Here is a 15,216-nt window from a genome sequence, read left to right as displayed (position 1 = left end):
CCAACGCTAAAATTGTTGGGGTGCCTTTCATTTTGCAGTACAAGAAAATTTCGCCTTATGCTGCTTTTTGTATATTTATTTCTTTTCCTTCTTTACGCCACTCTTTATATTCAGCTGCTGCAGTAAAAAGAACGTCTGTAGATGAGTTCAGAGCCGTTTCAAAAGAGTCTTGTAAGACACCAATGATAAATCCTACTCCAACTACCTGCATAGCCACATCACCTGGAATTCCAAATAAGCTGCAGGCGAGAGGAATCAGCAATAGTGAACCGCCAGCGACCCCTGAAGCACCACAAGCACAAATAGCTGATAGTACGCTAAGGAGAACTGCCGTAGGAAGATCCACTTCAATGCCTATTGTATGAACCGCGGCAAGCGTTAAAACTGAAATGGTAACTGCAGCACCCGCCATATTGATGGTTGCACCTAATGGAATGGACACGGAATAACTATCCTTATTCAAACCAAGCTTCTCACATAGCTTCATGTTTACCGGAATATTGGAAGCTGAGCTGCGTGTAAAGAAAGCTGTGATCCCGCTTTCCTTTAAACATTTAAAAACAAGCGGATATGGGTTTTGTTTTATCGTTAGGAACACGATGGCTGGATTCACGATCAGCGCTACGAAAACCATGCAACCGATCAATACAGCTAGCAACTTCCCATAACTCAATAATGAATCTATACCGTTTGCCGTAATGGATTCAAATACTAAGCCCATGATTCCTAACGGAGCGAACTTAATCACCCAAGTAACGATTTTAGAAACAGCGTCTGAAACATTGGAGATCATTGTTTTAGTCGTATCCTGTGCCTTTCTTAATGCCAGACCCAGTAATACTGCCCACGCCAAAATACCAATATAGTTAGCATTAACAAGGGCGTTAACAGGATTATCAACAACGTTCATCAACAACGTTTTGAGGACCTCGACAACACCTCCAGGAGGCGTTACACCTTCTGCTCCCTTTCCAAGTGTTAAACCTACAGGAAAAAGAAAACTTGCAAGAACGGCTGTTAATCCTGCCAAAAATGTTCCTAAAAGGTATAAAAAGATAATGGATTTCATGTTCGTTTGGTGGCCTGTCTTGTGTTGAGCGATAGCCGACATAACCAGGAATAATACCAACACAGGTGCAATAGCTTTCAATGCACCTACAAATAAAGAGCCAAAAATAACAACAGGTTTTGCTGCTTGCGGAATCATTACTGCTAGGATAATACCAACAATCAAACCTATAATGATCTGTTTAACAAGACTCAACTGATTCCACTTTTTCAGTATACTTTTCATAGATGTCATCACCAATCTAAGTTAGAATTGTAAAGCTGTTTATTCTCAAAAACCTGCAATAAAATAAAGTCTTTTACAAGGGCGCAATAAATGAATGTACGCCTAATATATTCCACCTGAAAAATACAACTGTCTTCCTAATAAATAGTATTATAGTGGGTATTTTGATAGATTACAATTTATTTATAAAAGTTGTAATTATTTGAATATTTTAAAAACACCTCAAGGAGTTCTCCTGAGGTGCTTCAGTAAGAATAGAATTATTAGTTTTAAATGTTTCTAGTAAATTCCCACCGCATCAAATCCTGCGTTAACAGCAGTCTCTTCCGCACTTCCTTCCCCATAAAGGTCGCTTGCTGACTGAACGAGAGCCTGGCGAGCGTCGCTAAAATTGGAATTTGAAGTTAAATAAACAGATAAAGCACGATAATAGATCTTCCCTAATTTTTCTCTTCCAAGCTCTTGGCCAATCAAGTATGCTGCATGGTTTGTAATGGAAGAGTTAACATGCACACCGCCATTATCTACATTAAGCGGCATGTTATAAAATTCATCCATATGAGCTGGATAGACTCCGCTGCCGTAAGCTGCTCTTTGCGGGTTACTTACGACAACGCTGTTTGGATCACTTAAACTGCGCAGTCTTGTTACACCATCAGCTTTTGCAGCTGGCGCCATAATGTCCTCGCCCATTTCCCAATCACTGTCGTCAACGAGTGCACCAAAAACGTCAGCGAATGATTCGTTCAGTGCTCCAGATTGATTCCGGTATGCCAGGTTAGCAGTATGAGAGATCACACCATGAGTCATTTCATGGGCTGCAACGTCAAGACCGGCTGATAATGGGATGAAAAACTCACCGTCGCCATCCCCATATGCCATATAACGTCCATTCCAGAATGCATTATTGTAATCGACACCCATGTGTACATAAGAATTAATAGCCATCCCTTCTCCATCTAGAGAATTACGGCCATGTTCGTTTAGATAATACTCATAAACCTTCTCAGAATTATAATGAGCATCAACGGCAGCTCGGTCATAGTCACTTATGAAGGACGCAGAATTCCCTGTATATAGTGCGTCATTGCTGGAGTCCCAATCAGCTGTAGCATCATACGTGAAAATCCCTTCAAGATTTTCATGTGAGTAATCCGCTAAAGCAAACCTCGTTCCAGAATTTTCTTCCTTCACGCGGGTTATATGCAGTTTCCTGTGCTCACCATGCACACCTTTTCCAGAGCCAGTTTGCGTTTTATTTTCATCCGCATGCATCAAGCCATTAAACTTATCGATCACTTTTCCTGACTTTGCATCCACAAACACAAACCAGTTTCCAGGCTCCTCACCCATGAAGTTAACATTCACTTTATACGCGGTATGATTTTTCTTTTCAAATGGGTAGACAACAAGCTCAGAAGTTGGGTCATATGTCAGTTCATTTAGAGCGTTAACAGACGATAATGCTGCTTGAAGTGCTGCTTCACTGCTGATAGAAGCAGTTGTATCCACTGCCTCAACGGCAAGAGTCTGATTTGTTCTGCCGTTCACAGATACTACTTCATTATTTTTATTAAAATGTGCAATAACTTCAGATCCTTCTACAGGAATTCCATTGATTGCCTGAGTAAAGCGGACATGCGTCATACCCAGTTCATCCTTTTGTACACTTTTCACTTTTAGATTTTTGTCAGGATTGTTGATCCCGATCTTATCTTGATTTTTCTTCAAATAATTTAAGGCATTGGAAGAACTGCTAGAAGAGAACTTCTCTGCTGAACGCTCCTTCACAAAAAAAGGAACACTCGCTTTTTCATTCCACTCTTTAGAAGCTTGTACACTACTAACTTCACTGGAGTTAATAGGTTGTGCAAGGACGTTTACCGGAATAGAACCTACCAACAGCGCTGACGACAAAAGTACAGGTGCTAAAAGCTTTTTCTTCACTATGTAATACCTCCTATTAATTGGATAGTCTTCATTATAGAGGAGAAGAAAAAGTTTCGAATGAACAATAAGAATTATCTTAATTTTACAAAAATATAAATTATAGCTAATTAAATTAGGATTGTGTAGGTAGAATCTACCAAAAAGTATAAGGGAAAATCACTGCTCAGTAATTTATAAAAGAAAACCTTTTAATAGCCCTTAACCCATAAAAAAGAAGGAGTTAGCAGGTTTTTATCCTGCTTTCTCCTTCTACTTATCTCGAACCTTCATTCTGACTTTAGTTTTAGTAAGTGTGAATTATGAGCTATATTACTTTAGAACTAACTTTGCGCAAACAGTTTCCAATGCCCTTCGGATACAACTTCGACCGCTCCATCAATCACTTTGATGGCGGTTTGATCATCAATTGCATACGCCGGCCCCTGCATCCCAGCTGCCCATTTCTCTGCAGCAGCCATCGTGTTATACGGTAGCATCTCGTGATCCACATGGGGGAACATTGCAAAATCGACCAGGCTTAGTGTTTTATCACCACCGTTGGGCGGAGTCCAGCCAACAAAGAATTCCCCGATGTTAGGTGCCATCACCATGCTCCCAGCACTCATTCCCACATAGACTGAACGCAACGACGGCAAGAGGTCTGCCAGCCCGGATTGCCGCATCCAGTGGCACAGGTAGAGGGCGTCGCCTCCCGCCACCAGCAGGACGTCCGTCTCCCGGACCAAAGGTACCCAGCGATCTTTGTCAATGCTTGGCAGTGCAGTGAGCTCCAGCACGCCGACAGACTTCCATCCTAAATTAACCATGGGATTCTCTTCTTTCCCGCTGATGAATTCCCAAGTTTTCACGCCTGGTCCGACCCAAGGATGTCCGTACATCGCAGTGGGGATGCACAGTGCGGTGGAATCGGCGATCGGTTTGTCCAGCATATCAACTAGCGCGTCGTGTATGCTTTTGTTATTAACGCCTGCAGATGTAAGCAGCAATTTCATAACGTAACTCCTCCTTGTCGTTACAATATTCTGATTGCATATTTTATTCTGCAAGGGCTTCCGTCTTCCTCTAACCTATAACTTTTTAGTCATTTTTAAAGGACTCGAACTCTAGTAAAGATGTGAAAAATAAATAATCAAAAACAGTATGTAACCCATGAGTTTCCATACTGTTTTTCACTGTATTTTCTATATGCTTTTATAAGTCATCAGTCTAAGTTATCAAGCAATGCACGCACTTCATCTGTTGATTTCGTGTTCATCAATTGATTTCGTAATTCAGCAGCTCCAGGGAATCCTTTGACATAGATCTTGAAAAAACGATGAAGCCCTGTTATTGAACGCGGTACTTCTTCTGCATATTTATCCTGTAGGTCGAGCTGCAGTCTTAAAAGATCAAGATATTCTTGGCTGCTGTGCTCTCTTGGCTCTTTTTCAAAAGCAAAAGGATTTTTAAAAATCCCCCGTCCGATCATTACACCATCAATACCGTATTTCTCAGCAAGCTGCAGCCCGACTTGACGGTCAGGGATGTCTCCATTGATTGTTAGCAGCGTATCTGGTGCGATTCGATCACGTAATTTTTTTATTTCCGGAATAAGCTCCCAATGTGCATCTACTAAGCTCATTTCCTCTCTTGTACGTAAATGAATAGAAAGGTTCGCAATATCCTGTTTTAAAATATGCGTTAGCCACTCCTCCCACTCATTTACCTCTTTAAAGCCAAGTCGTGTTTTTACACTGACAGGAAGTCCGCCCGCTTTTGCTGCTTGAATAAGTTCTGCCGCAACATCCGGACGCAGAATAAGGCCGCTCCCTTTCCCTCTGGAAGCGACATTAGGTACAGGGCAGCCCATATTTATATCAATGCCTTTAAATCCCATCTCTTTCATGCCAATGCTCATTTGGCGGAAATATTCGGGATTATCGCCCCAAATATGTGCCACTATCGGCTGTTCATCTTCCGTAAACGTCAAACGGCCGCGAACACTTTTCATGCCCTCCGGATGACAATAGCTATCCGAGTTTGTAAACTCTGTGAAAAATACATCCGGCCGACCGGCTTCACTTACGACATGACGAAAAACTACATCTGTCACATCTTCCATTGGTGCAAGTACAAAAAATGGACGCGGTAAATCACGCCAAAAATTATCTATCATTTCAAGTTCAAATCCTCTCACTATGGATACAACCTTAAAATCCCTTTAAAAAATATTCTTTTACACTTATATCATGTTTAGTAACTTATTATCAATCACTGTACATTTTATAATTTATGGAAAACTAATAGTAATCAAATTAGTGTTCCCTTAGATGATTAAATATTCAACTATACTGCTTCTTATCTCAATAAAAAAGGTGCCTGTCCCCAGTACGATAATGAACAAAAGTACTGTGAGACAAACACCATTTATTTCCCCTTTGTAAAACCTGTAACTTGGTTCAAAGGGACAGGAACATCTTTCCCAACTCAAAAGAAATATCTAACACTATTCAGATTCAATAAATCTTGCCACTTCATGTCCGCACTGCTGACACTTCCCATTTAAGACAATTCCAAGTTTATCGTCCTCAATCGTAAAACTCTCAATAGCTACGACATCTCTACAATTCGTACAAAAAACATTTTTTATAAGTTGGCTTCTTATTTCTTTAGGAATAGAGAGCCATTTTTTATTTGCATCCATATAACAACAATCCTCTGCATTCGAATTTACAATAATGAAACAAAAACGGATTATTCAAGCCCAAGCAGCGCAACTGCTTCAACATGTGTTGTCTGAGGAAACATATCCACCGGCTGGACTTGTACCGTATTAAATCCACCATCTTCTAAAACACGGAGGTCACGTGCCAATGTTGCCGGATTACAGCTTACATAGACAACGCGTTTAGGCTTCATCTCAATAATTGTTTTTAATAGTTCCTCGTCGCACCCTTTACGCGGCGGATCGACTACAATTACGTCTGGTGTAATCCCTTGTTTCTTCCACTCAGGAATCACATCTTCTGACTTTCCTACAGCGAACTCTGCATTTGTGATGTTATTTAACTCTGCGTTTCGTCTAGCATCTTCAATTGCTTCTGGGACAATTTCTACTCCGTACACTTTTTTCGCTTTTTGCGCGAGGAAAAGTGAGATTGTGCCGATTCCGCAATACGCATCAATAACGGTTTCGTCCCCGTTTAGTTCAGCATATTTTAAAGCTTGGTCGTAAAGTACTTTCGTTTGATCTGGGTTGATCTGATAGAAAGATCTCGCGGAAATGGCGAATTTAATGTCACCGATGTAATCATGGATGTATTCAGCACCCCATAATACTCGTGTTTCGTCACCAAAAATTACGTTCGTACGCTTAGAGTTTATGTTTTGCACGATTGATTTAATCTCTGGTAGTGCTGCTGTTATATCTTCGATGATTTTTTTACGCTGCGGCAGATCCTTACCGTTTGTCACTAAGACAATCATCAAATCGCCAGTGGTCTTCCCGTAACGTGCGATGATATGACGGAGAATACCTTTGTGTTTTTGTTCATCATAGGCTGTAATGTTGTACTTGTTTACGATCTCTTTTACAGCTTGAACGGCGTCATCGTTCGTATCGCCTGTAATGATGCAGCTGTCCATTTCTACGATTTCGTGGCTGCGTTTTTGGTAGAAACCTGTAATGATTCGGCCGCCTCGCTCTCCAACTGGTACTTGTGCTTTATTTCGGTAGCGCCAAGGCTCGTCTCCCATACCGAGTGTTGGCAATACGGGCACTCCCTCAAGCTTTCCGATCCGTGTTAGAACATCTTCTACCTGCTTGCGTTTATATTCTAACTGTCCTTCGTATGATAAATGCTGCAGCTGACAGCCTCCGCACCATTTGTAAATCGGGCATGGCGGTTCAACCCGTTCAGGACTCGCTTCTATAAGTTCTTCTAATCTTCCGAAACCGAATCCTCTTTTAACGCCAACAACCTTTATCTTTGCACGCTCTCCTGGCAAAGTGTTCGGTACAAACAAAGTAAACCCATTAACGCGCGCAACTCCAGCGCCTTCATGGGTTAAATCCACTATATCAACTTCATAACTCTCATTTTTATGAACAGGCAAATCAGCCTTTGTCATTTTCATCGTCCCTTTTTGTCCATTATGCTTTTCTGATTGTAGCACAACTGCTTATGGACACCAAATGGCAAAAGATAAAAAGAACAGACCTAAATGTTCAGGTCTGTTCACTGTTCATTAATTACCCGCTGCTTTTACAGCTTCATACGCATTCACGTATCCTGCTCCCACTTCATGAAGCTTGTAGCCTGCCATCGGATCAGCTGTTGATTCCAGCAATTGAAGAACTTGATCCGGCTGCAAGTTCGGGTTTGCTTCAAGCATTAATGCTGCAACACCCGAAATGTGCGGTGTAGCCATGCTCGTTCCGCTTGCTGTTGTGTAGTTTGCAAGGTGCTCTGGCGCAATATACTCTGCATCTGTCACTGAGCCAAGTACGTTCATGACAACGCCAGTTTTTGATTTTGCAGATACGATATCCACGCCTGGTGCTGTAATGTCCGGGTGAAGCAAGTTATCTCCTTCAACTCCTCGAGATGAGAAGTCTGCAAGCTGCTTGTCCTTTGTTCCGGCAGCAACTGAAATGACCCAAGGAGCTGCAGAATATGGATTTAACGTGTTGTCGTCCGGTCCTTCATTACCCGCTGCAAATGTAACAACCATACCAGCATCATGTGCTTCTTTACTTGCCACATTGATCGGGTCATTTGCTGAGTAATCACCTGTTGTACCCCAGCTGTTTGAAATGACATCAATGCCGTACTCTTCTTGATTTTCAATCGCATAATTAAACGCTTCTAACGCCCAAAAGATGTTGATTCCTTCACCTGTGCTAAGACCTACTAGCTTCGCATCTGGTGCAACGCCAGTATATAACCCTTCACTTGCTGTTCCAAGTCCTGCGATTGTTCCGGCAACGTGAGTTCCATGACCAGAAGAAGTATCAGTGTTTTGAACATTTTCAAGGTAAAGCGGTTCGTTCGAGAACAAATCTCCCGCTAAGAATTTTACGTTTTGAATAACTTTTTCTTCGCCAAACGGCAGATCAGGATGTGTAGCATCGATTCCGCTGTCAATAACGGCAACAGTTGTACCCTTGCCTGTATATCCTAACTCATTCCATACTCGCTCAGCCCCTATTAATTTGCGGCTGTCTTTCATTAAAAAGTTCAGGTCTTTGTTATGGTATACCGATACTGCATCTAAACTGCTTGAAAGCAGTGATGTGATTTCAAGCTTCGTTCCTTTAACAGCAACCATCGGCAGCTTGCTAAACGTTTTTGTTTCTAAACCAAGATTCTGCAGTGCTGTTACATCTGATGAACTCGGCAATGATTCATACGTAACCACCGCTTCTACCAGTGTATTAGATGTAAGATCACTAAGGACTTTCGTCAATTCAGTGTCTACTTCTATACCAGCAGCCGCCTTCGCATTTTGCTGTGGCAGGAAAAAACATGCAGCCATCATAACTGTTAAGCACAACGCAAGAAACTTTTTCATAACCAAACCCCTCCACTTCCTTTTTTATGAATTGTTTTAATTTTCTAACATAATAAAGGAAGAGACAATCATGCAAAGGGGATAAATCACATTACTGTAAATGGACTATACTGATATATCGTTTGATATGCTTTCACGTGCGACGATAATAGTATAAAGGTCATTAATCGTCTTGTATTCTTTCGTAATTTCAATCGGAAAGCCACTCTTTATTTTGTAAAAATCACGGGTAATATCTGTTCCGATCGCTGAGGTGATTTTGTTCAGCAACCTTCTTATTACGTTTGGTTTCTGATTGGATTCTATAAATTTATCGAATACCAATAACGTGCCGCCAGGGCTTAGACAGTTCAAGCTTTTCTCTAGTACTTTTTCAGGATGCTCTACTACACTTAGAATTAAATTTAATACGATAATATCGAACTTTTCATTTCCGAACCCCATGTCTTCAGCATCCATTTGCAGCAGTGTGATGTCCCGGCTGTTCTTTTTACCCTCAGCAATCTTTAACATATCTTCCGAAAGATCGATTCCTGTAACAGACGCACCCGCTGGCAGAAATGGAAAGTCCTCGCCTGTCCCTACTCCAACTAACAAAAGCGAGCCCCCTTGCCGAGCTTCAATTTCAGAAAAAGCTTGCTGACGGGCTTTTCGAAAAAGACGGTTGCCCATAAACTTATCGTAGAACGGTGCAAGTCTTTTATATTTTTGGATATTTGAGTTGTTTTTCATATTTAATGACTCTCCCTAAAAGAAAAAGAACACCTAATCGCTATTTGCTTAGGTGTTCAGTCTCGTTTGCTTATATTATGGTTTGATTCTTTCTTTTGGCACCAACAACTCGAAGTGGTGATGCAGGTTCTCGAATTCACCTGGTAGAATGCCGCCCAGCTCACCGTCGAGGTTGATCTGCATCTTTTCGCGAGGTGTTACTTTAACACGCTTCGCTTTTTTGTAGATGACATGATCATCATGAATGTGTTCACCACGGATCGCAAGGGATGCGATACGGACAAACTCAGCAAGGTTTGTTTTCTTTAAGATGACAACATCGAAAAGGCCGTCATGGAATTCAGAAGATGGAGCGAGTTTTTCAAACCCTCCAACAGAGTTTGTATTGGCTACTAAAAACAGCATGATCTCGCCTTCGTACTTTTCCTTGTCATCGAATTCAATCTCAACATATGTCGGACGAATCGATGGAAGCATCTCTATTCCTTTTAGGAAGTATGCCAGCTGACCGATCATCGTTTTGAGCTTGCTCGGCACTTCATAAGTAAGTTCTGTTATTCGTCCGCCGCCTGCAATATTAATAAAGAATTTATCATTTACTTTACCGATATCAACCGGCATGTGGGTACCGCCGCAAAGAACGTCACAAGCGCCTTCGATCGTTCGCGGTACACCTACTGCACGTGCAAAATCGTTCGTTGTCCCCGCAGGAATGATACCAAGCATCGGCCGATTCTCAAGGCCTGCAAGTCCGTTTACTACTTCGTAGATTGTTCCATCTCCACCTGCTGCTATAACAAGGTCAAAACCTCGTTCTCCAGCAAGGCGTGCCGCACGTGTAGCGCAGCCATCTTCAGGTGTAGTCGCATGACATGATGTTTCATATCCTGCGTTTTCAAGTCTATCCAAAATATAAGGAAGCTGTTTCTTTACCGTTTCTCTTCCTGAACTTGGATTATATATTAGTCTAGCACGTTTCATATCTTTCACCTTCGTTGTTTGACTTCTATTAAAAATTTTAACTTAAATCTTTCGCTGTATAACCACAAAAAACAGTCCGTTCATGGACTGCTTCTAAGGATTCCTCTTATATTATAGTGATTCATGTCCTAAAAAGCAAAGCTGTTTGTACGTTCGCATGTGTTGAAATTGTGTCTGAATTGTAAGGGGTCTGTCCCGGGTCAGACCCCTTACAATTTTCAAACAATTCTATCGCAATTCTTCATGTGAAAATAAAGGAGTTTCATGTCTCTTTATGGAATTTTCTAGGTAAGGAGTGTGTAAGATGGAGAAAGCTGCATTAGAAATTTCCTTATCAACACCTGCGGATTATCCCGGGCTTGTTGAAATTGATCATCTCGTTTGGAACATAGAAACAACACCTGCACCAGACATCCGCTGGGAATCACCTGAGGACTATGGCAAGCAGTTTCCTGCCGGCAGTCAAATTGTCGCCCGATGCAACGGAAAGGTCTGCGGCTACATTTTTTATAAAGATGTGTTTCCAGTCCCTTCTAACCTGCATGTAGCAGATCTAGCGATGGCTGTTCACCCTGATTATCATGGACAGAACATTGGATTTGAGCTTATGCGGGCAGTTGAAGAGCTGGCACGGGACAACGGCAAAACCAAGCTGTCTTTACGCGTCTTATCAACAAATGAGAAAGCCATCCGCTTTTACAAAAAATGCGGCTACCAGGTACAAGGAAGACTTGTCGGGGAATTTTACTTAAACGGGCGCTTTGTTGATGATCTTCTTTTTTATAAGCATATCTAAAAACTAACTTCATAGATTAACTAGTGCACCACGATCTCTAGGAGGTGTTTTTAAATGTTTTGGGTTTTTATTTTATCACCACTCGCCGCAGTTCTCTTGCTTTTTGCAATTGTACATTGGAGAACGAAACAGAGGTATAAAAGATACAATGCAAAATATGAACTTGAAGAACATGTCAGTGATCAAAACAAAATCAACAATGCTGCTGCCTGGAACGCTTCACAGCAAAATCACCATTCTGGCGGTGGCGGCGCAGGTGGGATTTAAAAAGACGGGATCTTATTCCTGTCTTTTTTCACGCTTTTAAACTGAAAGGAGCTGCACATGACACACAAAATAGCGATATCTGGAAGTACGATCATGTCTGATACTTCCCTGTTTCATGAACTTTTTATAGATGAAACGAGTCATATAGAAATAGGAGAATTCGAGAATGAAGATGCCTACCAACACTTTCTAGGCAAGATTAAAAGCTCTAATAAAAGCTTCAGCCTTCATTCACCCCTTTTTCGCAAAGACAGCAAATACGATCTTATCGAATTCGTGCAATTTGAACCCGATAAGGCTTGGATTCAGTTTGAGAATGAAGTAATGCGGATGGCTCAAGCTGGAGCAGCATACATACTTGTTCATTTTCCTTATTTTCAAGATGAATCAAAAGATCCTAACACATTAATAGAAGAAGGATTGCAGAGGTTATCCCTCCTTCAAACAAAATATAATCTGCCGATTGTCTGTGAACCAAAACTAGGGATGTGGAAATCCACAAAAGGCATCGAATATCTTCATAATTTTCCTGTCTCCGTTTGGAAGAAGTATGGGTTAAAGCTTTGCATTGATATTGGAGATTACCTGCTGGCTGCTGCAGAGCTATCTGTGAATCCACCAGAGTTAATCCAAAAATGGCAGGAGCACATTAAAGTTGTTCATCTTCATAATATTGAATTCATTGAAGGGAAATACATTTGGATCCCCATTCATCCTTCACATGAGGAGGATGATGTTTATTTTCCGGTTAAAGAGATTTTGAGTTTCATTGCAAAACGAAACAATATTTATTGGGTTTTAGAACATACGCCTCATTCACGCCCGAAGAAAGATTTCGTCAAGGAAGGCATACAGTGGTTAAAGAAAGACATTTTAAAAATTGAATAGTGAACATGGAGGATGCAACAATTGAAACATTTAAAGATTGCTTTATTTCTTGGTTTATTAGGTTTACTTGCAGGAGCTTTTGTAGTTCCTTTTCAGTTGGAATCGTTAAAAAACACACTAACAGCAGTTGAGTATGCCAAAATGATGGATGCCTTTCCATTTCCGCTGCCAGTCATGATTATCATAGCTTCACTTCAAATTGGAATATTGACTACTATTTTAAGCTGGATTGGTTTAAAGCTTACCGAACGCACAGACCTGACACTTCCCTTGCTTAGAACGTGGATTGCTGAAAAAAAGAAACCTGTCATCGACCGGTCTGCTTTAAAACTCGCTCTTATAGGCGGCGCAATCGGATCTTTTTTCATGATTCTAACTGATCTATTCCTATTTCAGCCTCACATGCCAAAGCTCGGAAATGGCGAAGGTGTCGTATGGTGGAAAGCAACACTTGCCGGAGTATTGTATGGAGGAATCGTTGAAGAAGTATTAATGCGGCTTTTCCTTATGGCACTGATCGTTTGGCTATTGTCTTTCATATTTAAAAAATACAGAGAAACCATCCCTTTATCCTTTTACTGGATCGGAATAATACTGGCAGCCCTTCTCTTTTCAGCAGGACATCTGCCAGCAACTGAGGTTTTATATGGAGAGCTTAATACCTTAATCATAGCCCGTTCATTTATATTAAATGGCGTACTCGCGATTTTCTTCGGCTATCTTTTTTGGAAAAAAGGTCTGGAATACGCGATGATTGCGCATATGATGCTGCATGTGGTGACACAGCTAGTCTTGCTGCCTATAATCAAGCTGGTTTCATAATTATTGAAAATACTGGAGAAAATCCAGTATTTTTTTTTTGAAGAATTTTAAGAGGCTTACTCGTCAAATTAAATAAAGATGTTTTTTTAGGGAGAATCATTTCAAATAAATGCCAATTGGTTTACAATTATTTCAAACCATTCTTTAAGAATTGAGGTGTATTATGAATTTTTCATTGAGGAGTTATTTAAAAAGACTTAGGTCTACTATACTGGGAATCTTAATAATTGGCATATTGCCTGCTCTTTTATTCGGTACCAATACTCAGCTAGAACAAAACGTATGGGAGTACTCAATTAAAAACTTGAAATATCCGCTTTTTCCTGACGTCTTTGAAAAGTACCAATATTCCATGACTATTTTCTTTGCTGCTTTGCTTACAGGTTTAGCGGCTGCTCTAATTCTTACTTTCTTTACAACGCTTCTGCCAAGATTTCTACAGCGCATTGTATACGGATTATTAACATTCTTGGAATCACTGCCCGATTTATTTATTGTAGTTGTCCTGCAGTTTACTGTTATTTACATCTATCAATCTACGGGAGTTCTAATAGCCAATATCTCGAACGTCTACAACAATCCGATCTATCTTCTGCCGATCCTTACTCTCGCAGTATTGCCTACGATTCAGTTGTTTAAGATTGCTTTACTGCTGATGAAAGATGAACAGCATAAACCTTATGTAACAGTTGCCAGAGCGATGGGGCTCAGCCGATTTTACATCACGATCGTACACGTTTTCAGAAACATCATTACGAGTCTTGTCCAGTATTACAAAACGATCTTTGTATTTATGCTTTCTAATCTGTTTATTGTAGAATATGTGTTCAATTTGAATGGAATAATGAATGTTTTGCTGAATACGAAGGGTGTAGCCTTTATGGTAACAGCACTTATGATAGCAATCCCTTTTTCTCTTTTGTTTGAAATTGCGGAAAGCAATACCATTAAGGTAAATAAACAAGAAGGGGAGGAAGCCGCATGATTATAAAACTATTAAAGCAGCCGCAGGCTGTAATAGGGTTTCTTTTTATTACATGTTTACTTGTTTTTAGTTTTTATTGGCCTAGCATGCTGGATGTTAATAAAACAGAAGCACTAAAACTGCAAGATTTTCTATATGATGATGATGGAAGAATAATAGATGCTCCTCCCTATTCTCCATCACAAGTTCCGCCTTTAGGGTCGGATATGTTTGGCAAACACATTTTTTATCAGGTAATTGATGGGGCAAAATATACGATTCTGATCGCACTGGGGATCGCTTTGTTCAGAATTCTGTTTTCGGTTGGCATTACTCTGATCAACCCTAAATCCAGCTTTTCCTTCTTAAACGATATTGTTCAAGCAACCCTTTATATCCCAACAGCTATATTGACGTTTATTTTTATGAATTCATTAATAGTGAAACAATCTATGGAACCCATGAGTACTATAAAATTAATTGTACTCCAGTGCCTTATACTAATTGGTGTTGGTGTGCCGCCATTAATTTCAACGTTCTCAAGTGAAATTAAAGCAATCTTAAATAAAGATTACATCACAAATTCATTTGCATTAGGTTCAAAGAAAGTTTATGTGTATTACAAACATGTACTGCCTGAACTTTCTACAAAATTAGTACTTTTGTTTGCCCAGCAAGTTGTACAGACATTAATACTCATGGCACACCTTGGTGTTCTTGCCATTTTCATTGGAGGTTCAGCTATAGTCGTTTTGGGAGATATTTTCACTCCAATGCCAGTAGCAATTCCATTAGCAGGTGAATGGGCCGGTATTATTGGGATGAATTTCGCAAAAATAAAAGCTGCTCCTTGGGCTATTTTAACTCCTCTGAGTTTCTTTGCAGTGTTAATTTTTGCATTAAATTTAATTATCCAAGGAATCCAAAACTGTTTAGAAACAAACAAGTCGTAAAGGGAGGTGCAAGAAG

General features: G+C 40.5%; 15 protein-coding genes. 6 read left to right on the top strand and 9 right to left on the bottom strand.

Features of this window, described 5'->3' with window-relative positions:
* Positions 1–55: 55 nt before the first annotated feature.
* The 9 genes from sstT to ABE41_RS01540 all read right to left on the bottom strand — a co-directional run bounded on the left by sstT (position 56) and on the right by ABE41_RS01540 (position 10,510).
* On the bottom strand, positions 56–1,294 hold the full coding sequence (gene sstT, locus ABE41_RS01580) for a serine/threonine transporter SstT (protein WP_066285824.1): 1,239 nt from the start codon (positions 1,292–1,294) through the stop codon (positions 56–58).
* 279 nt (positions 1,295–1,573) lie between these two features.
* Positions 1,574–3,241, bottom strand: a complete 1,668-nt coding sequence (locus ABE41_RS01575; RefSeq protein ID WP_066285822.1) for a M4 family metallopeptidase — start codon at positions 3,239–3,241, stop codon at positions 1,574–1,576.
* A 323-nt stretch (positions 3,242–3,564) separates the two neighbouring features.
* Entirely contained in the window at positions 3,565–4,236 is a 672-nt protein-coding gene (locus tag ABE41_RS01570) for a Type 1 glutamine amidotransferase-like domain-containing protein (protein WP_066285819.1), read from the bottom strand.
* A gap of 209 nt (positions 4,237–4,445) precedes the next feature.
* Positions 4,446–5,399, bottom strand: coding sequence for a tRNA dihydrouridine synthase (locus ABE41_RS01565; protein ID WP_066294503.1), 954 nt, complete (start codon positions 5,397–5,399; stop codon positions 4,446–4,448).
* A 330-nt stretch (positions 5,400–5,729) separates the two neighbouring features.
* Positions 5,730–5,927 carry a hypothetical protein gene (locus tag ABE41_RS01560; protein ID WP_066285817.1) on the bottom strand — a complete coding sequence of 66 codons (198 nt, stop codon included), beginning with the start codon at positions 5,925–5,927 and terminating at the stop codon, positions 5,730–5,732.
* 50 nt (positions 5,928–5,977) lie between these two features.
* Complete coding sequence (rlmD, locus tag ABE41_RS01555; protein ID WP_437435459.1) at positions 5,978–7,354, bottom strand: 23S rRNA (uracil(1939)-C(5))-methyltransferase RlmD; 1,377 nt, start codon at positions 7,352–7,354, stop codon at positions 5,978–5,980.
* A gap of 117 nt (positions 7,355–7,471) precedes the next feature.
* Positions 7,472–8,797, bottom strand: coding sequence for a S8 family serine peptidase (locus ABE41_RS01550; RefSeq protein WP_066285815.1), 1,326 nt, complete (start codon positions 8,795–8,797; stop codon positions 7,472–7,474).
* Between the two features lie 105 nt (positions 8,798–8,902).
* Entirely contained in the window at positions 8,903–9,529 is a 627-nt protein-coding gene (locus tag ABE41_RS01545) for a class I SAM-dependent methyltransferase (protein WP_066285811.1), read from the bottom strand.
* A gap of 75 nt (positions 9,530–9,604) precedes the next feature.
* Positions 9,605–10,510 (bottom strand): diacylglycerol kinase, encoded by a 906-nt coding sequence (locus ABE41_RS01540; protein WP_066285809.1) that lies wholly within the window; start codon positions 10,508–10,510, stop codon positions 9,605–9,607.
* A gap of 304 nt (positions 10,511–10,814) precedes the next feature.
* Between ABE41_RS01540 and ABE41_RS01535 the strand changes: the two genes are divergently transcribed.
* The 6 genes from ABE41_RS01535 (at position 10,815) to ABE41_RS01510 (ending at position 15,200) form a co-directional block, all read left to right on the top strand.
* Positions 10,815–11,306: a GNAT family N-acetyltransferase gene (locus tag ABE41_RS01535; protein WP_066285808.1), complete on the top strand. Its 492-nt coding sequence runs from the start codon at positions 10,815–10,817 to the stop codon at positions 11,304–11,306.
* Between the two features lie 54 nt (positions 11,307–11,360).
* The gene (locus ABE41_RS01530; protein WP_066285805.1) at positions 11,361–11,573 is read left to right on the top strand and encodes a hypothetical protein; all 213 of its coding nucleotides are present in this window, start codon (positions 11,361–11,363) and stop codon (positions 11,571–11,573) included.
* A 57-nt stretch (positions 11,574–11,630) separates the two neighbouring features.
* Complete coding sequence (locus ABE41_RS01525; protein WP_066285803.1) at positions 11,631–12,461, top strand: TIM barrel protein; 831 nt, start codon at positions 11,631–11,633, stop codon at positions 12,459–12,461.
* 21 nt (positions 12,462–12,482) lie between these two features.
* Positions 12,483–13,283 carry a CPBP family intramembrane glutamic endopeptidase gene (locus ABE41_RS01520; RefSeq protein ID WP_172827317.1) on the top strand — a complete coding sequence of 267 codons (801 nt, stop codon included), beginning with the start codon at positions 12,483–12,485 and terminating at the stop codon, positions 13,281–13,283.
* Between the two features lie 163 nt (positions 13,284–13,446).
* Positions 13,447–14,268, top strand: a complete 822-nt coding sequence (locus ABE41_RS01515; protein ID WP_066285800.1) for an ABC transporter permease subunit — start codon at positions 13,447–13,449, stop codon at positions 14,266–14,268.
* Positions 14,265–15,200: a hypothetical protein gene (locus tag ABE41_RS01510; protein ID WP_066285799.1), complete on the top strand. Its 936-nt coding sequence runs from the start codon at positions 14,265–14,267 to the stop codon at positions 15,198–15,200. The genes ABE41_RS01515 and ABE41_RS01510 overlap by 4 nt, the downstream gene beginning before the upstream one ends.
* Positions 15,201–15,216 lie beyond the last annotated feature (16 nt).

It is taken from the genome of Fictibacillus arsenicus, assembly GCF_001642935.1.
GTDB lineage: Bacteria > Bacillota > Bacilli > Bacillales > Fictibacillaceae > Fictibacillus > Fictibacillus arsenicus_B.
This window is presented reverse-complemented; position numbering and strand designations above follow the sequence as displayed.

Bases quoted from the DNA above. Each gene is read 5' to 3' on its own strand.
- sstT (WP_066285824.1), bottom strand. From the start codon at position 1,294: ATGAAAAGTATACTGAAAAAGTGGAATCAGTTGAGTCTTGTTAAACAG.
- ABE41_RS01570 (WP_066285819.1), bottom strand. From the start codon at position 4,236: ATGAAATTGCTGCTTACATCTGCAGGCGTTAATAACAAAAGCATACAC.
- ABE41_RS01565 (WP_066294503.1), bottom strand. From the start codon at position 5,399: ATGATAGATAATTTTTGGCGTGATTTACCGCGTCCATTTTTTGTACTT.
- ABE41_RS01560 (WP_066285817.1), bottom strand. From the start codon at position 5,927: ATGGATGCAAATAAAAAATGGCTCTCTATTCCTAAAGAAATAAGAAGC.
- rlmD (WP_437435459.1), bottom strand. From the start codon at position 7,354: ATGACAAAGGCTGATTTGCCTGTTCATAAAAATGAGAGTTATGAAGTT.
- ABE41_RS01550 (WP_066285815.1), bottom strand. From the start codon at position 8,797: ATGAAAAAGTTTCTTGCGTTGTGCTTAACAGTTATGATGGCTGCATGT.
- ABE41_RS01545 (WP_066285811.1), bottom strand. From the start codon at position 9,529: ATGAAAAACAACTCAAATATCCAAAAATATAAAAGACTTGCACCGTTC.
- ABE41_RS01540 (WP_066285809.1), bottom strand. From the start codon at position 10,510: ATGAAACGTGCTAGACTAATATATAATCCAAGTTCAGGAAGAGAAACG.
- ABE41_RS01535 (WP_066285808.1), top strand. From the start codon at position 10,815: ATGGAGAAAGCTGCATTAGAAATTTCCTTATCAACACCTGCGGATTAT.
- ABE41_RS01530 (WP_066285805.1), top strand. From the start codon at position 11,361: ATGTTTTGGGTTTTTATTTTATCACCACTCGCCGCAGTTCTCTTGCTT.
- ABE41_RS01525 (WP_066285803.1), top strand. From the start codon at position 11,631: ATGACACACAAAATAGCGATATCTGGAAGTACGATCATGTCTGATACT.
- ABE41_RS01515 (WP_066285800.1), top strand. From the start codon at position 13,447: ATGAATTTTTCATTGAGGAGTTATTTAAAAAGACTTAGGTCTACTATA.
- ABE41_RS01510 (WP_066285799.1), top strand. From the start codon at position 14,265: ATGATTATAAAACTATTAAAGCAGCCGCAGGCTGTAATAGGGTTTCTT.